Source organism: Pantoea sp. JZ2 (assembly GCF_035191405.1).
GTDB classification, from domain to species: domain Bacteria; phylum Pseudomonadota; class Gammaproteobacteria; order Enterobacterales; family Enterobacteriaceae; genus Pantoea; species Pantoea stewartii.
In genome coordinates this window covers 3857254-3874729 of sequence record NZ_CP045247.1, presented here as the reverse complement: position 1 = coordinate 3874729, position 17476 = coordinate 3857254, and the positions used below count along the sequence as shown (strand labels likewise).

The window sequence follows — 17476 nt, the reverse complement described above, 5'->3', positions numbered from 1 at the left end:
TACAGGGATAACCATGCAGCTTCCGCAGTACCAACAGACCGCCTTCCGACTGGATAACGCCAGCTTTCGCGTACCGGGCCGTACGCTCCTTCATCCCGTTTCTCTCGCTTTTACGCCAGGTAAAGTCACCGCGCTGATTGGGCACAATGGTTCAGGGAAATCCACGCTGTTAAAAATGCTGGGGCGGCATCACGCGGCCAGTGAAGGGCGGGTTCTGCTCAACGAACAGCCTGTTGATCGCTGGAGTAGCAAAGCGTTTGCCCGTGAGGTCGCCTATTTGCCGCAGCAGTTACCGGCTGCGGAAGGCATGACGGTACGTGAGTTGGTGGCCATTGGGCGTTATCCCTGGCATGGTGCGCTGGGGCGCTTTACGCAGGACGATCGCGAGCGGGTCGCGCAGGCAATCGCGCGGGTTGGACTAACGCCATTCGCCTCGCGGCTGGTCGACAGCCTCTCTGGTGGTGAGCGCCAGCGTGCATGGCTGGCAATGATGGTCGCTCAGAACAGCCGCTGCCTGTTGCTGGATGAACCTACCTCTGCGCTGGATATTGCCCACCAGGTGGATGTGCTGGCGCTGATTCAGACGCTGAGCCATGAACATGGCTTAACGGTCATTACCGTCTTACACGATATTAATATGGCGGCTCGCTATTGTGACCATCTGGTCGCCTTGCGCGGCGGCAAACTGATTGCAGAAGGTGGACCAGAACACATTATGCAGGCAGATGTGTTGCAGGCGATTTACGGTATCCCAATGGGCATCTTCCCCCATCCTGGCGGCGGCGCGCCGGTGAGTTTTGTGTGTTAAGGATACGATAATGCCGGATTTATATCGCCGTCGCCTGCTGATGGCAATGGCGTTGTCGCCTCTCATCCCGTCTTTCCCATCGCCTGCGGCACAGCCTGACAGCGACCGCGTTATTGCGCTGGAGTGGCTGCCCACCGAGTTACTCCTGGCGCTGGGCGTGAACCCGTTGGGTGTGGCGGACGTGCATAACTACAACGTCTGGGTCGGACAGCCGCCATTGCCTGCGGGCGTGGTGGATGTCGGGTTACGTACCGAGCCAAATCTTGAGCTGATGACCCAGATGCATCCCTCGCTGATTCTCTGCTCGAACGGTTACGGTCCACCGAAAGATAAGCTGCGGCGCATTGCGCCGATCATGGGGTTTGACCTGCACAATGGCGATGGCAAACCGCTGAGTCGCGCACGGGCCTCATTGCGGGCGTTGGCGGCCCGACTGGGACGTGAGGCGCAGGCTGAGGCGCATCTGCAACAGGTGGATGCGGAGATTGCGGCGGCGCGTCAGCGTCTGGCGCCGCACGCCGGTCGGGCCATTTTGCTGATGTCGCTACTCGACAGCCGCCACGCTATTACCTTCGGTAAAAACAGCTTATTCCTGGAAGTGATGGCGCTTTTGAATCTGAAAAATGCCTGGCAGGGCGAAACCAGTTTTTGGGGCAGCGCCGTGATTGGACTGGAACGGCTGGCCGTTTTCCATGACGTAGAGGCGATCTGCTTCGATCATGACAATGATGCTGTGATGCAGCAACTGTCGCGAAGTCCGTTATGGCAGTCCATGCCGTTTGTTCACAGCGGCCATTTCCAGCGCGTTCCGGCGGTGTGGTACTACGGTGCGACCTTGTCAGCCCTGAACTTTATTCGCGTGCTGGAACGTGCGCTGGAGAAATCGTAATGCGTCATCGTTTTTTCCCGTTAGCCGTGACAGGTACGCTGTTCTTCCTGGCGTTGATGTTAACCGCGATCAATCTGCAACAGGCGCTGCCCACGAACCAGTGGTTGCAGGCGCTGTGGACACCGGACAGCAGCAACATTGAGCAAATGGTCTTTCACTACAGCTTACTGCCGCGCTGGTCACTGGCGCTGCTGGTGGGGGCAGGGCTGGGGTTAGCCGGATTACTGTTTCAGCAGGTGTTGCGCAATCCGCTGGCCGAACCGGGCACGTTAGGCGTTTCATCCGGCGCGCAGTTAGGAATGACCGTCGCGACCTTATGGCACCTGCCGGGTGGGGCGCTGGCTCATCAGTTCGCCGCGTCGGGTGGCGCGCTGTTGGTCGGTGCGCTGGTGTTCAGCGTGGCCTGGCGCAAACGTCTGTCGCCCGTTACGCTGATTCTGGCAGGGCTGGTTCTCAGCCTGTACAGCGGCGCAGTGAACCAAATATTTGCCATCTTTAACCACGATCAACTGCAGAATATGTTCCTGTGGAGCACCGGCACGTTGAATCAGATGAGCTGGGACAGCGTTACCCAACTCTGGCCACGTCTGGTGCTGGCGCTGGTGCTGTCTCTGGCACTACTGAGACCGCTTACGCTGATGGGGCTGGACGATGGCGTCGCCAAAAATCTTGGGTTAGCGCTGTCTGCTATGCGGCTGGCCGTCCTGGTTCTGGCCATCTTGCTGAGCGCTCAGTTGGTGAGCGTAGCGGGGATCATTGGCTTTATTGGTTTATTTGCACCGCTGCTGGCAAGGCTGCTGGGTGGACGGCGGTTACTGAGCCGCATGCTGCTGGCACCCCTGATTGGTGCACTGCTGCTCTGGCTGGCGGATGCCTGCGTACTCTGGCTCACGGCGCACTGGCGCGAGATCTCCACCGGAACCGTGACGGCGCTGCTGGGCGTGCCCATTCTGTTGGCGCTGTTACCTCGCCTGCGAACCGGATCCGTTCCGCCTGCGCTGGATCAGGGGGACAACGTGCCGGTCGAGCGATACCGTTACGGGCGCTGGACGCTGGTGGGATTGCTGATGCTGGGCGGACTGACATGGCTTTGCCTGGCCTTTGGGCGTGATGCGCATGGCTGGATTTGGACGTCTGGCGACATGCTGCAACAGTTGTTACCCTGGCGCGCGCCGCGTGTGCTGGCGGCACTGGAGGTCGGCCTGATGCTCGGTGTGGCGGGCAGCCTGATCCAGCGCCTCACCGGTAATCCCATGGCCAGTCCTGAAGTGCTGGGCATCAGTTCCGGCGCGGCCTGCGGTGTGGTCGTGATGCTGTTCTTTGTTCCCGGCAACGCGCTGGCATTTCTGTTGCCGGCAGGTGCGCTGGGGGCGGCGATAACGCTGGCGGTTATTATGCTGGTCGCCAGTCGTGGTGGTTTCTCACCGGAACGTATGCTACTGGCGGGTATGGCACTCAACAGCGCCTTTGTCACCATTCTGATGCTGTTGATGGCAAGTGGCGATCCGCGCATGGCGGGGTTACTGACCTGGATATCCGGATCAACTTACAACATCAGTGCTACGCAGGCGCTGCAAAGTGCAGGCTTTGCGGCTGTTTTAGTGGCATTAGCGCCACTGGCCAGCCGCTGGTTAACCATTCTGCCACTTGGCAGCATGACCGCACGGTCTGTCGGTATGGCACTGACGGGTTCACGACTCGCCCTGTTGCTGTTAGCGGCGGCCTTAACGGCTTGCGCCACGCTGACGATTGGGCCGCTGAGCTTTGTCGGCTTAATGGCACCCCATATGGCCCGTATGTTGGGCTTTCGCCGCGCGCTGCCACAGGTGTTACTGTCTGGCGTGCTGGGGGCCGGGTTAATGGTGGCCGCAGACTGGTGCGGGCGCATGCTGGCCTTTCCCAGTCAGATTCCGGCGGGCCTGATGGCGACCTTTTTGGGCGCACCTTATTTTATCTGGCTACTGCGCCGTTCACGTTAAAAAAAAAGACCGGCTCAGCCGGTCTTTTCTCATCAGAGCTTCGCGAAACAGCGCCGGGCCGCCTCGATGGTGTGCTGAATATCCTCATCAGTATGTGCCAGCGACATAAACCCGGCCTCAAAGGCGGACGGCGCAAAATACACGCCTTCTTCGAGCATCAGGTGGAAGAAGCGCTTGAAGCGTTCCACGTCGCACTGTGTCACGTCCTGATAGCAGGTGACGCTGTCGGCATCGGTAAAAAACAGGCCAAACATGCCGCCAACCTGATTCACCACCACGGGAATATTTTCCTGTCTGGCTGCCTCAACCAGCCCCTGAGCCAGTTGTTCAGTCAGACGGTTCAGCCTGTCATGCATACCTGGCTGCGCAATCTGCGTCAGGCAGGCATAACCGGCGGCCATGGCTACGGGATTACCGGACAACGTACCGGCCTGGTAAACCGGCCCGGTCGGTGCCAGCGCGGACATGACCTCGCGACGGCCACCGAACGCACCCACTGGCATGCCACCGCCGATGATTTTGCCCAGGCAGGTGAGATCCGGCTTCACGTTATAGTGTGCCTGTGCGCCGCCCAGCGCCACACGGAAGCCTGTCATCACTTCATCAATAATCAGCAGTGCACCGAACTCATCGCACAGGGCACGCAGGCCCGGCAGGAAGTCAGGCTGCGGAGGGATACAGTTCATATTGCCGGCAACAGGCTCAACGATAATGGCAGCGACAGCCGCGGGATACTGTTCAAAGGCCGCACGAACAGAGTCCAGATCGTTATAGGTGCAGGTCAGCGTATGCTTAGCAAAATCGGCGGGTACGCCCGGCGAGTTGGGTTGGCCCAGCGTCAGCGCACCTGATCCGGCTTTCACCAGCAGGTGGTCGGCATGGCCGTGATAGCACCCTTCGAACTTGATGATCTTATCGCGTCCGGTAAACCCGCGCGCCAGACGAATCGCACTCATGGTCGCTTCGGTGCCGGAGTTGACCATGCGCACCATTTCCATACTCGGTACCAGGTCACATACCAGCTGCGCCATGGTGACTTCCATCTCGGTCGGCGCACCAAAGCTCAGGCCGCGCTGGGCTGCCTCAATCACAGCCTGACGAATGCCTTCGTTGTTATGTCCCAGTACCATTGGCCCCCATGAGCCAACATAGTCGATATAGGCTTTGCCATCGGCGTCATACAGACAGGCGCCATCAGCATGCTCAATGAACAGCGGAACGCCGCCGACACCGGTAAACGCACGGACCGGCGAGTTCACACCGCCGGGGATCAGGCGTTGTGCTTCGGCGAACAGTTTTTCAGACTTACTCATTTTCGGCTCCAGCAGTTCATATAATTTCGGGCTATTCTACGGAAGAGGGGCGGCCGACGAAAGCCAGATATCCCTGCGTACGACTTCTCCGCGTCAATCCGGCACAGAGTGCGAAGCTGAGCGCTTGATTGCGGCGGGTCGCTGGCAGATAATAGCAACATTGAGGTCGTTTTCTGACCCGGACGTTTACGGAGTAACTCATGAGTGATGAAGTAGTAGCACTGCCGTTGCAGTTTACCGACGCAGCAGCCAACAAAGTGAAAAATCTGATTGCTGACGAAGATAACCCGGCGCTGAAGCTGCGTGTGTATATCACTGGTGGTGGTTGCAGCGGCTTTCAGTATGGTTTCACCTTCGACGATCAAATGAACGACGGTGATATGACCATTGAAAAGCAGGGCGTTTCGCTGGTGGTTGATCCAATGAGTCTGCAGTATCTGGTAGGCGGTTCGGTGGATTACACCGAAGGTCTGGAAGGGTCGCGCTTTATCGTAACCAACCCGAACGCCAAAACCACCTGCGGTTGCGGGTCTTCCTTCAGCATCTGATCATCAGGCCGCTCTCTCCGGGCGGCCGCTTACCATTCTATTGTCACCAGTCTGTCGTTCGTTGTGCGGCTTCCCTGACGCTTCAGCACCGTTTGCGTCACGCGCGGCTGTGCGCTGCTCTGGCGACCGCAGTCAACCTGTGGCGAAGACGGGCTTCGCACGCTGTTGACTTCGCAACGTGAATAGATAACAAGTCTGGCATTGATAGAGCCGGTCGTGGATCCCGCGAACGCCTGCTGCGCGATCACAAGCCCTATGGCCAGAAGCAGGGCTTTAGTCATAGTGAATTCCTGGTGTAGTCAAAAGCGCATCGCGCAGAAGGACGGCGGGCTTACATGGCACGCGTCTCTTAAATAACGTTAACGGCAGTGAAAATGATTACTTTAATTGGCAGGGCAATATTCAGTAGCCTGAAGATGCCTTTGGGGCGGGATGCAGTGCCTCACAGAGCTGCTCTGCGGCTAACAGGATACGCGGGCCCGGACGGCTGAGCCAGTCCTCGTTAATGGCAATGATGCGTACGTTGAGCTGCGGCCGCCAGAACTGCGCAAGCGTTTCAGCCTGTTGCGAACCGCCCGTTGTCACAATGACCTGAGGGTGGCGCATCAGGACCTGCTCCCGGCTCACCTGAGGCCAGCTCACCGGACTTGCGGCAAAAATATTTTGCCCGCCACACAGGCCGATAATGTCATTTTGCAGCGTCGCTTTAGCCGCCGTATACAGGGGGGAAAGACCAAACTGCACAAAAACGCGTACGGGGGGTTGCGGACGGTAGCGTTGGCGCAAGGCTGCGACCTGCTGGCGTAGTTGCGTAGCGGCCTGTGTAGCACGCTGGGGGGACGGGCTCCATCGGGCTAATCCAGCTAGCGAATGAATCATGTCATCCAGTGTCGAGGTGGCGACCCATTCCACATGAATCCCTGAGTGCACTAACTGCGCCACCTGACGGGATGAGGTGCCGCCGGGCCATGCCAGCACAACATCGGGCTTAAGCTGTAAAATGCGCTCAAGGTTCATCCCCTGCCAGGTCGCGACCTGCTCAATCTTTTGTGCTTCAGCGGGATAACCCGACCAGGCACTGACCGCAACCGGCGTGATGCCGGCGGCAAAAGCCAGTTCAGTCAGGTGAGGAGCCAGGGTGATGACGCGGGGCGGTGCAGCAGGCAGGCTGCTGCAAAACAGCAGCAGCCAGCAAAACAGCAGGGATTTAGCCATGTGCCAGGCGGGCCAGCAGATTTTCCACCATCAGGGAGGACTGCTTAGCGGCAACGCTCAGGAACTCATCGAAACTCAGGTGCGATTCCTGATCGGCCACATCGGAGATCGCGCGGACGACCACAAACGGCACGTTAAACTGGTGGCAGACATGGCCGATAGCGGTGGCTTCCATCTCAACGGCAATCGCCTGTGGGAACGTCGCGCGAATGCGGGCCAGAGGGGCTGCGCCATTGATAAACGCGTCACCGCTGACCACCAGGCCGCGAACCGCGTTGAGATTCAACTGCTGAATACAGGCTTCTGCGGCGGCGATCAGCTTACTGTCTGCGGTAAAGGCCGCGGGGCAGCCCGCCATCTGGCCCGGTTCATAACCAAAGGCTGTGACATCGGCATCGTGATAGCGCACTTCATCGGACACCACAATATCGCCTACCTTTAACGAAGAGGCTAAGCCGCCCGCTGAGCCGGTGTTAATCACCAAATCGGGTTTGCACAATTGCAGTAACAATGTGGTGCCCATAGCGGCCGAGGTCTTACCAATGCCGGATTTCAGCAACGCAACGTCCACACCATTCAGTGTGCCAGTGTAAATTTCACAACCAGCCAGAGACAGGGTCTGGCGATTTTCAATTTTGTCTCGCAGCAGGGTAACTTCCTGCTCCATTGCGCCAATGATGCCTGCTTTCATTTTACGTCTCGCTAATGTAATGGATGTCAATATCAGGCATAGTCTATCATGGCAGTGACGGGATTATTTCACGAAAAAATAAGGGGACAGCTATGGCGACGATCAATTTCAGGAAGAAGATCAGCTTCACTCGCCCTTATAGCAACCGTAAAGATCCACAGGGGGAATATTTTATTACCCGCCATTTCGAAAGCGATCGTGGGCGGATCATTAATTCAGCGGCAATTCGTCGACTGCAACAAAAAACCCAGGTATTCCCGCTTGAGCGCAACGCCGCCGTACGTTCCCGTCTGACGCATTCGCTTGAAGTGCAACAAACTGGCCGGTATATCAGCAAAGAAATTCTGCAGACGCTAAAGATGCAGGGTGGACTGGCAAAATATGGTCTGGATGACATGGAAGGGGCGTTCGAAAGCCTCGTCGAAATGGCCTGCCTGTTACATGACGTAGGTAACCCACCGTTTGGGCATTTTGGCGAAGCCGCCATTAATGACTGGTTTGAAGATAACCTGCCCGCTGAACTGGTCGATCCGCTGGTTGCGGGTGTTGAAAACGAGGCGCAGCGCGCGGACTTTGATCGCATGAACGCCATGATTCGTCAGGATTTGTGCCACTTCGAAGGGAATGCTCAGGCTATTCGCATGGTGCATTCGCTGCTGCAACTCAACCTGAGCTATTCTCAGGTAGCCTGCATCCTGAAATATACCGCGCCCGCCTGGTGGCAGGGGGAAAAACCGGCTCAGTTTAGCGTATTAATGAAAAAGCCGGGCTTCTATTTATCTGAGCGGGAATATATCGATGAGCTCCGCACCGCCACAAATTTGACGGAACACCATCGCTTTCCGCTGACCTATATCATGGAAGCCGCTGACGACATCTCCTATTGTATTGCCGATTTAGACGATGCCGTTGAAAAAGCCATATTTAACGTGGACAGTCTGTATGAATATCTCAGCAAGGCCTGGGGAACAATAAATAATAACGATGCCTTCAGTCGTACAGTGGGGGAAGCGTGGCGCGAAGCGGGCAGTAAAAAACGCCGTAGCCGTAGCGATCAGTTTTTTATGTCGCTGCGGGTCAATGTTCAGAATGTTTTGGTCACCTACGCGGTGAAACGTTTTATTGATAATCTGCCTGCCATATTCGAGGGACACTTCAACCATGCTTTATTAGAAGACGAAGGTGAAGAGGGCCGTTTATTACAGATTTTTAAAACCGTGGCGCGCCAGCAGGTGTTTAATCATTCCGAAGTTGAGCAACTGGAACTGCAGGGTTATCGGGTAATTAAAGGCTTGCTGGAAATATATCAGCCGCTGATGTCGCTCAATTATGAAGCGTTTACCACACTGATAAATGAAGACTTTTTACGCCATCATCCCATAGAGACCCGACTGTTCCATAAACTGTCTGGAAAACACCGAAAAGCCTATTTGTATAAAATGCGTACATTGGTTGTTGAGCATAAATATGAGCGTTTGTTATGGGAACGTTATTATCGTTTTCGCCTGATTCAGGATTACATTAGTGGCATGACGGATCTCTATGCCTGGGATGAGTATCGTCGCTTAATGGCGGTGGAATAACCCGAGAATTGTAAAGAGCGCGAATAAATTTTTACTTTTGCCTAAAACTTTTAGAGGAACTTCGCGCTAAAACATTTATCTCAACATTCGACCACAGCAATGGTCAGTATATCCATCATTGTGAGATACCAAAATGAAAAAAACCTCGTTAATGTTAAGCGCCCTGGCGCTTAGTCTTGGCATGGCACTGACCCCTGTGAGTGCTTTCGCTGCGGAAACATCCTCTTCCGTGTCATCCACCAACAGCCAGCAGTTGCCGAGCCTTGCGCCAATGCTGGAAAAGGTTATGCCTTCAGTCGTGAGTATCAGCGTTGAAGGAAGTACGACTGTCAAAACGCCACGGATGCCGCAGCAGTTTCAGCAATTTTTTGGCGATAATTCGCCTTTCTGCCAGGACGGTTCGCCGTTCATGGGCTCACCGCTTTGCCAGGGCGGTGACGGTGGCGGTGCCCCTGCCGCGCCAGATACGCAGCAGCAAAAATTTAGAGCGCTGGGCTCTGGTGTCATCATTAACGCTGAAAAAGGCTATGTGGTCACCAATAACCATGTGGTAAACGACGCGACGAAAATTCAGGTAAAACTGAGCGATGGTCGCAGTTACGATGCCAAAGTGATTGGTAAAGATCCCAGCTCGGATATCGCATTAATTCAGCTGGAAGGTGCTAAAAATCTTACCGCGATTAAGATGGCCGACTCTGACAATTTACGGGTGGGCGATTACGCCGTGGCGATTGGTAACCCGTATGGTCTGGGTGAAACCGTTACGTCTGGTATCGTGTCCGCGCTGGGACGCAGTGGCCTGAATGTTGAAAACTATGAGAACTTTATTCAAACCGATGCGGCCATCAACCGGGGTAACTCGGGTGGCGCTCTGGTAAATCTCAACGGCGAGCTGATTGGCATCAACACCGCTATCCTGGCACCGGACGGCGGCAATATTGGTATTGGCTTCGCCATCCCGAGCAACATGGTGAAAAACCTGACGGCACAAATGGTGGAATACGGTCAGGTTAAACGCGGCGAGCTGGGCATTATGGGGACCGAGCTTAACTCTGAGCTGGCGAAGGCGATGAAAGTCGATGCGCAACGCGGTGCATTCGTCAGTCAGGTCGTACCGAACTCCGCGGCGGCGAAGGGCGGTATTAAAGCGGGTGACGTCATTGTGTCGATGAACGGTAAGCCGTTAACCAGCTTTGCTTCACTGCGTGCCGAAGTCGGCTCGTTGCCGGTAGGAACCACGCTGAAACTTGGCATACTGCGTGACGGTAAACCGCTGGATGTGACGGTTCAGCTGCAGCAGAGCACGCAGGACAAGGTGCAGTCCGCCACCATTTACACCGGTATTGAAGGCGCGGATCTGAGCAATAATTCAGGTAAAGAGAAAGGCGTTCGGGTTGACAGCGTGAAAGGGGGCAGCGCGGCGGCCAGAATTGGCCTGAAAAAAGGCGACCTGATTCTTGGCGTCAACCAGCAGGCCGTCAGCAATCTGGGCGAACTGCGTAAAATCCTCGATACCAAGCCACCGGTACTGGCGTTGAACGTGCAGCGCGGAGACAGTTCACTGTATCTGCTGGCGCAGTAATCACAGGCAGCGGTTTATCAGGCGGACTTCGGTCCGCCTTTTTTATGGCGACGCGCACAAATGTGATGGTCGCCGCATTTCTGTTAATGCCTGCCGGGCCTTGTGCAGATGCACAATGTTCTCCCGGTATCGCGCGTCTATGCTGTTTTTCCCCTTTTTATGACTCAGGAGTACAGGATGGCAACCTGTCATCTCGACGCACGACTGGCGCAGGAAATTGTCGCGCGCACTATGAAAATCATTGATGGCAATGTCAACGTTATGGATGCAAGAGGACGGATTATTGGAAGCGGTGACCGGGAGCGCATCGGCGAATTACATGAGGGTGCATTGTTAGTGCTGTCTCAGGGACGTATTGTGGATATTGACGATGCGGTGGCCCGGCATCTGCATGGAGTCAGGCCGGGAATTAATCTGCCGTTGCGTATCGACGGGATGATTGTTGGAGTGATTGGTCTGACGGGCGAGCCGGGTGCGCTGCGTCACTATGGTGAATTAGTCTGTATGGCCGCAGAGATGATGCTGGAGCAGGCGCGGCTGTTGCACATGCTGGCGCAGGACAGCCGTCTGCGGGAAGAGTTGGTGCTCAATCTCATTCGCAGTGACGCGATCTCCCCGCAACTCACCGAATGGGCGCAGCGCCTCGGCATCGATCTTAATCAGCCCCGAATCGTGGCGGTGATCGAAGTGGACAGTGGGCAGCTTGGCGTTGACAGCGCGATGTCAGAATTACAGCAGTTGCAGACGTTATTGACGACACCGGCGCGGGATAACCTGATTGCCATCGTCTCACTAACCGAAATGGTCGTGCTGAAACCGGCATTAAATGCACACGGACGTTATGATCAACACGATCACCGCAGGCGGATCGAACAGCTCATGCAGCGCATGAAGGAAAGTGGTCATCTGCGCATGCGTATCGCGCTGGGCAATTTCTTTACGGGCATGGGCAGCATTGCACGTTCATATCGTACTGCGCGAACAACGATGGCGGTGGGAAAGCAGCGTATGCCCGAGGTTCGCAGCTATTTTTATCAGGATTTGATGCTGCCGGTCCTGCTCGACAGCTTACGGGGTGGCTGGCAGTCAAATGAACTGGCGCGTCCGCTGGAAAAGCTAAAAAGCATGGACAGCAACGGTTTGCTGCGACGCACGCTGAGTGCCTGGTTCAGCAACAACGTGCAGCCCGGCGCGACGTCGCGTGCGCTTTTTATTCATCGAAATACCCTGGAATACCGTTTAAATCGTATTGCTGAATTGACGGGACTCAACCTGGGCAAGGTCGACGATCGCCTGCTGTTGTACATCGCGATCCAACTGGATGAGCAGGGCTGACAGGGCCCGAAAAAACGAAGAGGACAGACTGATGCGCGCACTGAGTTGGGGATGTGGCTTACTGATACTTGCGTTCACCTGCCAGGCGGCGGCGGCGGACACACTGATTTTTCTCTCGACAAAGACTTTGCTCACTACACGGCAGACCATCCAGAATCAGCAGGCAAGCCCACGTACGCAGCAAGCCTGGCAACAGCTGAAACAGCAGGCGGATAAGGCGCTTAAGCAGCCCGATCCCAGCGTCATGGACAAAGGTCTGGTGCCCCCCAGCGGCTCGCGACACGATTATCTCAGCCTGAGCGCGTACTGGTGGCCGGACGCCCGGCAGAAAACGGGGCTTCCGTGGAGCCGTCGGGATGGCGAGGTGAATCCCGACACAAAAAACAACCAAACAGACGGGCTGCGTTTTGCGCGTTTTAGTGCCGATGTGCAGGCACTGACGCTGGCCTGGTTCTTTTCGGGCGATGTACGCTATGCCAGTAAAGCCCAATCGATGATCCGTCACTGGTTTATCGATCCTGCCAGCCGCATGAACCCCAACCTTAACTTTGCGCAAGGCGTGCCGGGCATCAGCACGGGTCGGCATGATGGCGTACTGGATGGGCGTTATTTTGCCACCCGCATTGTTGATGCGTTGATATTGCTGCGTCAGTCACCTGGCTGGCGTGCAGGCGACGAGGCCGCGCTACAGCGCTGGTTCCACGACTACCTTACCTGGCTGCAAACCAGTAAGCTGGCGCGCCAGGAGCGGCATGCGGCCAACAATCACGGTAGCTGGTATTGTGTTCAGGTGGCCGGGATTGCCGCTTACCTGCATAACGACGCCGTTATGAGGGACATGATGGCGCTGGCTAAAACGAAGATCGGTGGGCAGATAGCGCGTGATGGCACGCAGCCGCTTGAACTGGCCCGCACCCGCTCTTTTCACTACAGTTTTTTTAATTTACAGGCGCTGACTGCGATAGCGGCCTTGTCGTCTCAGCGCGGTGAGGACGATCTCTGGCACTACTCTGACAAACAGGGCGGCTCGCTGCTGGCTGCGTTGGATTATATGGCACCGTTTAGTGATTCTGCGCGCCGCTGGCCGTGGAAGACGCGCGACCGTAACAGCGGGCGCGTCATTCCCCTGCTTATGCTGGCGGATAATGCGCTGGGTTCTGCACGCTATCAATCCTGGATTGACCGGTTTGACTGGCGTGAGGCGACTGAAGATGTCTTGCGTGAAGGGGCGTTGCTGCGGCAGGAGTAGCAGGGCATAAAAAAGGCCCGCCGCACAAAGTGACGCTCACTCAGGACGGCAGGCCGTAGTACGTTTGAAGGGATTAACGGCCGCTGCGGGTCAGTTTTTCCAGATCGGATTCAATTTCCGCGATCTTGTGTGACACCACGCCTTCCAGATGACGCAGATCGTCCAGAATTTTACGTTTCAGATCGACTTCAACCTGATCGCGCTGGCAAATTTGATCCAACTCATCGATGACATAGCGCAGGTTAGGGCTGATTTCCTGCACTTCACGGTAGCCCTGCGACGCATTATCGGCGACGACCGTTTTACGCTGACGAGGGTATTTAAATTTCACGCTTTTAGCGAAAAATTCGCCTTTATCTTTGCGGAAATAAATTTTCAAAATATCGTTATTCGCTTCCTGACGCAGGCTGTAGCGATCGATATCGTCGGGGTTACTAATGCCTAAGCTCTTAATATTGTCATACATAACGTTTTTTCCACCAAATGATAAGCGCGCAGAATTGTTCATGACTTAATGACTGTAGACATAAATAACATGAATCAGTGCGCAACAGGATTTAACTGGCGCGAATTATGACCTGGATGAAAAGTAAACGCACCCGTTGGTTCGCGTTGAAAAACAACATTACCCGTAACAGCTGTAAACAAAAGATGACGGGCTGTCAGGCAGCCCGTCCACAAGCTTAGTCGATCGTGCGCAGCAATTCATTAATGCCGGTTTTGGCCAGTGTTTTGGCATCCACTTTTTTCACGATAACCGCGCAATACAGGCTGTAGCTGCCATCTTTTGACGGCAGATTACCCGAGACGACGACCGATCCGGCAGGTACGCGTCCGTAATGAATTTCACCGGTTTCGCGGTCATAAATTTTGGTGCTTTGACCAATATAAACGCCCATTGAAATAACGGAACCTTCTTCAACAATCACGCCTTCAACAATTTCAGAACGTGCGCCGATGAAGCAGTTATCTTCAATAATGGTCGGATTAGCCTGCAGTGGCTCAAGCACCCCACCGATGCCTACGCCACCAGATAAGTGGACATTTTTACCAATTTGCGCACAGGAGCCCACGGTGGCCCAGGTGTCCACCATCGTTCCTTCGTCAACAAAGGCACCGATGTTCACATAGGAAGGCATCAGCACGGTATTACGTGCAATAAAGGCACCTTTACGCACGGCGGCAGGCGGTACGACGCGGAAACCGGCGGCCTTAAAGCGCGCATCGTCCCAGTCAGCGAATTTCATTGGCACTTTGTCGTAAAAGCGTGTTTCTGCGCCTTCCATGACCTGATTGTCATTGATGCGGAAAGAGAGCAGAACGGCTTTTTTCAGCCACTGATGCGTTACCCATTCACCGTCGATTTTTTCAGAAACGCGCAGCTCACCGCTGTCCAGTTTGGCGATAACCTGATTAATCGCGTCGCGGGTTTCAGTATCCACACTGGTCGGGGTGATATCAACGCGACGTTCGAAGGCAGATTCAATAACACTCTGTAACTGTTGCATATTTTTTCCTGATCTGTCATTTGTGGTGCCGGTCAGCGACCAGCACAGGTAAAAAGTGAAAGTTCACAAATTGAAGCGGGTCACACTTTATCGTTTGGATTAAGGGCCTCTGTCAACCGTTGTTGCAGGGTCTGGCGCATTTCCTCATCCAGTGCCCGGCGTTCGCTATTGGCCAGAATAAACAAATCTTCGACACGTTCTCCAATGGTACTGATGCGCGCGCCATGCAGTGATACGCCGAGATCGGCAAACACCTCGCCGACGCGCGCCAGCAAGCCCGGCTGATCGAGCGCCACCAGTTCCAGATAACTCCGGCGATCGGTATGCGTCGGCAGAAAGTTTACTTCGGTATCCACGCTGAAATGGCGGAGTCGGGCAGCCTGACGGCGGGTACGTGGCGGCACCCAGTCTGACTGCGTAATCGCCTGTTCCAGCGCCTGAATGATCAGCGCATGACGATCGGGAGCCAGCGGGCTGCCATCCGGCTCCAGCACGATAAACGTATCCATCGCCATACCATCGCGGCTGGTAAAAATCTGCGCATCATGCACGCTGAGATTGCGGCGATCCAGCTCACCGGCCACGGCGGCAAACAGGTGGGGCCGGTCCGGGCTCCAGATAAAAATTTCTGTACCGCCTCGTGTAGCCTGTGGGCTTACCAGCACCAATGGTTTACGCAGATCGTGTTCCAGTAAATGGCGCGCATGCCAGGCGATCTGATTCGGCGTGTGACGCAGGAAATAGTCGGCACGGCACCGGTTCCAGATGTGGTGCAGGCGGGCTTCATCGATGTTGTCCATGCGCAACAGTGCCAGCGCCTGTAAACGGTGATGACGGACACGCTCACGGAGATCCGGGCTGTTCTCCATGCCGCGGCGCAGCTGTTTTTCAGTGGCAAAGAACAGTTCTCGCAGCAGGCTTTGCTTCCAGCTGTTCCACAAGCTTTCATTAGTGGCGCAGATGTCGGCAACGGTCAGGCAAACCAGATAACGCAGCCGGTTCTCGTTCTGCATGACTTCGGCGAACTGTTGAATGACCGTAGGATCCTGAATGTCGCGGCGCTGCGCGGTAACTGACATCAGCAGATGATGACGAACCAGCCAGGCCACTAACTGGGTTTCACGTGAGTTAAGACCGTGCATCTCCGCAAACGCCAGCGCGTCCTGCGCACCCAGCACGGAGTGATCGCCGTTACGCCCTTTCGCGATGTCGTGTAACAGCGCAGCCATTAACAGTAATTCCTGTTGTGGCAGGCGAGGCCAGAGTTCAACGCACAACGGATGTTGCGGGCGCGTTGCTTCATTGGCAAAGCTCTCCAGTTTCTGCAACACCCGGATAGTGTGCTCATCGACGGTATAAGCATGAAATAAATCAAACTGCATCTGCCCGACAATGTGGCCCCAGAGCGGCGTATAAGCCCAGAGCACGCTGTGGCGATGCATCGGGACCAGCGCGCGACTGACCGCACCGGGATGACGCAGAATCGACATAAACAGGCGACGCGCTTCAGGCAACTGGCATAAGGGTTGCTCAAGATGACGTCGTGTATGACGCAGGCGGCGCAGTGTAGTGGAGTAGATCCCTTTGATGTTTTCATTGCGTACCATGACATAGAACATACGCAAGATCGCCTGGGGTTCCCGATCAAACAGGGTTTCATCACGCAGATCGATCAGGTTACCGCGCAGCTGGAAATCGTCATCAATGGCATAGGGTTTTTCATTGGTGGAGAGCGCCAGAATGGCCTCATCGAACAGTTGCAACAGCATCTGGTTAAGCTCACCGATGCGCCGCGTGACGCGGTAAAAATCTTTCATCATGCGTTCGACCGGTTCGTTGCCTTCTCCCTCATAATTCAGGCGCCGGGCAACGCTGAGCTGGCGGTCAAACAGCAGGCGGTTATCGTACCGTGGCAGAGACAGGTGCAGGGCAAAGCGAATGCGCCAGAGAAACGCCTGGCACTCATTCAGCTCGCTGCGCTCTGCGTCCGTCAGGAAACCAAAGCCTGACATCTCATCCAGCGTGGTCGCGCCAAAGTGGCGACGGGCAACCCATTGTAAGGTATGAATGTCACGTAACCCGCCGGGGCTGCTTTTGATATCCGGTTCCAGGTTATAGCTGGTACCGTGATAACGTGTATGGCGTTCCTGCTGCTCGTCGATTTTGGCGGCAAAAAAGCGGGATGATGGCCAGAAGCCATCGCTGAAGACATTTTTTTGTAATTCCAGAAACAGCGCGACATCGCCGGTCAGCATTCGGGCTTCAATCAGATTGGTTGCCACGGTCAGATCGGACAGCCCTTCCAGCAGGCACTCTTCGAGGCTACGTACACTGTGGCCGACCTCCAGCTTGAGATCCCACATCAGCGTCAGTAGCGCGCTGGCGCTCTGCGCCGCCTGCTCATCCAGCGGCTGACGGCTGAGAATTAAGATATCGATATCGGAAAGGGGATGCAGTTCACCGCGACCGTAACCGCCGACGGCGACAAGCGTGATGGCTTTCATGCTGTCGAAGCCAAAAAAACGCCACAAACGGCGCAGCAGGCGATCGATAAACAGCGTTCGGGTGTGAATCAGATCTTCGACAGGCTCACCGGCATCAAACGCCGCCGCCAGGTGCTGCTGGAAGCCCTCCAGACGTTGCTTTAAGACGTCGCGTGTCAGCGTATCGTCTTGCCACTCGCCAGGGGAATCATTCAGGCCGTTTTTCACTGCTTGCGACAGGCTCATGCAACGCTCTCATCATTAACCATAAAAAAACCGGCAGAGCGCCGGCT

General features: G+C 55.5%; 15 protein-coding genes. 8 read left to right on the top strand and 7 right to left on the bottom strand.

Features of this window, described 5'->3' with window-relative positions; translation table 11 throughout:
• The first annotated feature begins 13 nt into the window (after positions 1-13).
• Genes fhuC through fhuB form a run of 3 tightly spaced genes read left to right on the top strand, consistent with a single transcriptional unit; the run spans position 14 to position 3676 of the window.
• Positions 14-808: a Fe3+-hydroxamate ABC transporter ATP-binding protein FhuC gene (fhuC, locus tag GC087_RS18865; protein WP_039338691.1), complete on the top strand. Its 795-nt coding sequence runs from the start codon at positions 14-16 to the stop codon at positions 806-808.
• 10 nt (positions 809-818) lie between these two features.
• Entirely contained in the window at positions 819-1697 is an 879-nt protein-coding gene (fhuD, locus tag GC087_RS18860) for a Fe(3+)-hydroxamate ABC transporter substrate-binding protein FhuD (RefSeq protein WP_324029022.1), read from the top strand.
• Positions 1697-3676, top strand: coding sequence for a Fe(3+)-hydroxamate ABC transporter permease FhuB (gene fhuB / locus GC087_RS18855; protein WP_324029020.1), 1980 nt, complete (start codon positions 1697-1699; stop codon positions 3674-3676). The genes fhuD and fhuB overlap by 1 nt, the downstream gene beginning before the upstream one ends.
• Before the next feature lie 32 nt (positions 3677-3708).
• Here fhuB and hemL read toward each other — a convergent pair whose 3' ends face one another.
• Entirely contained in the window at positions 3709-4989 is a 1281-nt protein-coding gene (gene hemL / locus GC087_RS18850) for a glutamate-1-semialdehyde 2,1-aminomutase (RefSeq protein ID WP_033740299.1), read from the bottom strand.
• A gap of 200 nt (positions 4990-5189) precedes the next feature.
• Here hemL and erpA point away from each other — a divergent pair, with 200 nt between their 5' ends.
• On the top strand, positions 5190-5537 hold the full coding sequence (gene erpA, locus GC087_RS18845; protein ID WP_006117744.1) for an iron-sulfur cluster insertion protein ErpA: 348 nt from the start codon (positions 5190-5192) through the stop codon (positions 5535-5537).
• Positions 5538-5566: 29 nt separating this feature from the next.
• Here erpA and GC087_RS18840 read toward each other — a convergent pair whose 3' ends face one another.
• The 3 genes from GC087_RS18840 to mtnN form a co-directional block, all read right to left on the bottom strand.
• On the bottom strand, positions 5567-5818 hold the full coding sequence (locus GC087_RS18840) for a hypothetical protein (protein ID WP_006117745.1): 252 nt from the start codon (positions 5816-5818) through the stop codon (positions 5567-5569).
• Between the two features lie 121 nt (positions 5819-5939).
• Positions 5940-6752: a vitamin B12 ABC transporter substrate-binding protein BtuF gene (gene btuF / locus GC087_RS18835; RefSeq protein ID WP_039338684.1), complete on the bottom strand. Its 813-nt coding sequence runs from the start codon at positions 6750-6752 to the stop codon at positions 5940-5942.
• The gene (mtnN, locus tag GC087_RS18830; RefSeq protein ID WP_006117747.1) at positions 6745-7443 is read right to left on the bottom strand and encodes a 5'-methylthioadenosine/S-adenosylhomocysteine nucleosidase; all 699 of its coding nucleotides are present in this window, start codon (positions 7441-7443) and stop codon (positions 6745-6747) included. The genes btuF and mtnN overlap by 8 nt, the downstream gene beginning before the upstream one ends.
• A gap of 92 nt (positions 7444-7535) precedes the next feature.
• Here mtnN and dgt point away from each other — a divergent pair, with 92 nt between their 5' ends.
• From dgt to GC087_RS18810, 4 genes are all read left to right on the top strand, one after another.
• A complete protein-coding gene (gene dgt / locus GC087_RS18825; RefSeq protein WP_006117749.1) occupies positions 7536-9026 on the top strand; it encodes a dGTPase in 1491 nt (496 codons plus the stop codon).
• Positions 9027-9159: 133 nt separating this feature from the next.
• Positions 9160-10608, top strand: a complete 1449-nt coding sequence (degP, locus tag GC087_RS18820; protein WP_324029018.1) for a serine endoprotease DegP — start codon at positions 9160-9162, stop codon at positions 10606-10608.
• A gap of 177 nt (positions 10609-10785) precedes the next feature.
• Positions 10786-11943, top strand: coding sequence for a CdaR family transcriptional regulator (locus GC087_RS18815; protein WP_058702035.1), 1158 nt, complete (start codon positions 10786-10788; stop codon positions 11941-11943).
• Between the two features lie 31 nt (positions 11944-11974).
• On the top strand, positions 11975-13192 hold the full coding sequence (locus GC087_RS18810) for an alginate lyase family protein (RefSeq protein WP_324029017.1): 1218 nt from the start codon (positions 11975-11977) through the stop codon (positions 13190-13192).
• 73 nt (positions 13193-13265) lie between these two features.
• On the opposite strand, the gene GC087_RS18805 is transcribed toward GC087_RS18810, so the two are convergent.
• The 3 genes from GC087_RS18805 to glnD all read right to left on the bottom strand — a co-directional run bounded on the left by GC087_RS18805 (position 13266) and on the right by glnD (position 17429).
• Positions 13266-13658 (bottom strand): DUF3461 family protein, encoded by a 393-nt coding sequence (locus tag GC087_RS18805; protein ID WP_006117754.1) that lies wholly within the window; start codon positions 13656-13658, stop codon positions 13266-13268.
• Positions 13659-13875: 217 nt separating this feature from the next.
• On the bottom strand, positions 13876-14700 hold the full coding sequence (dapD, locus tag GC087_RS18800) for a 2,3,4,5-tetrahydropyridine-2,6-dicarboxylate N-succinyltransferase (RefSeq protein ID WP_324029015.1): 825 nt from the start codon (positions 14698-14700) through the stop codon (positions 13876-13878).
• Positions 14701-14780: 80 nt separating this feature from the next.
• Positions 14781-17429 (bottom strand): bifunctional uridylyltransferase/uridylyl-removing protein GlnD, encoded by a 2649-nt coding sequence (glnD, locus tag GC087_RS18795; RefSeq protein WP_324029013.1) that lies wholly within the window; start codon positions 17427-17429, stop codon positions 14781-14783.
• Between the last annotated feature and the right edge of the window lie 47 nt (positions 17430-17476).

Bases quoted from the DNA above. Each gene is read 5' to 3' on its own strand.
- fhuC (WP_039338691.1), top strand. From the start codon at position 14: ATGCAGCTTCCGCAGTACCAACAGACCGCCTTCCGACTGGATAACGCC.
- fhuD (WP_324029022.1), top strand. From the start codon at position 819: ATGCCGGATTTATATCGCCGTCGCCTGCTGATGGCAATGGCGTTGTCG.
- fhuB (WP_324029020.1), top strand. From the start codon at position 1,697: ATGCGTCATCGTTTTTTCCCGTTAGCCGTGACAGGTACGCTGTTCTTC.
- hemL (WP_033740299.1), bottom strand. From the start codon at position 4,989: ATGAGTAAGTCTGAAAAACTGTTCGCCGAAGCACAACGCCTGATCCCC.
- erpA (WP_006117744.1), top strand. From the start codon at position 5,190: ATGAGTGATGAAGTAGTAGCACTGCCGTTGCAGTTTACCGACGCAGCA.
- GC087_RS18840 (WP_006117745.1), bottom strand. From the start codon at position 5,818: ATGACTAAAGCCCTGCTTCTGGCCATAGGGCTTGTGATCGCGCAGCAG.
- btuF (WP_039338684.1), bottom strand. From the start codon at position 6,752: ATGGCTAAATCCCTGCTGTTTTGCTGGCTGCTGCTGTTTTGCAGCAGC.
- mtnN (WP_006117747.1), bottom strand. From the start codon at position 7,443: ATGAAAGCAGGCATCATTGGCGCAATGGAGCAGGAAGTTACCCTGCTG.
- dgt (WP_006117749.1), top strand. From the start codon at position 7,536: ATGGCGACGATCAATTTCAGGAAGAAGATCAGCTTCACTCGCCCTTAT.
- degP (WP_324029018.1), top strand. From the start codon at position 9,160: ATGAAAAAAACCTCGTTAATGTTAAGCGCCCTGGCGCTTAGTCTTGGC.
- GC087_RS18815 (WP_058702035.1), top strand. From the start codon at position 10,786: ATGGCAACCTGTCATCTCGACGCACGACTGGCGCAGGAAATTGTCGCG.
- GC087_RS18810 (WP_324029017.1), top strand. From the start codon at position 11,975: ATGCGCGCACTGAGTTGGGGATGTGGCTTACTGATACTTGCGTTCACC.
- GC087_RS18805 (WP_006117754.1), bottom strand. From the start codon at position 13,658: ATGTATGACAATATTAAGAGCTTAGGCATTAGTAACCCCGACGATATC.
- dapD (WP_324029015.1), bottom strand. From the start codon at position 14,700: ATGCAACAGTTACAGAGTGTTATTGAATCTGCCTTCGAACGTCGCGTT.
- glnD (WP_324029013.1), bottom strand. From the start codon at position 17,429: ATGAGCCTGTCGCAAGCAGTGAAAAACGGCCTGAATGATTCCCCTGGC.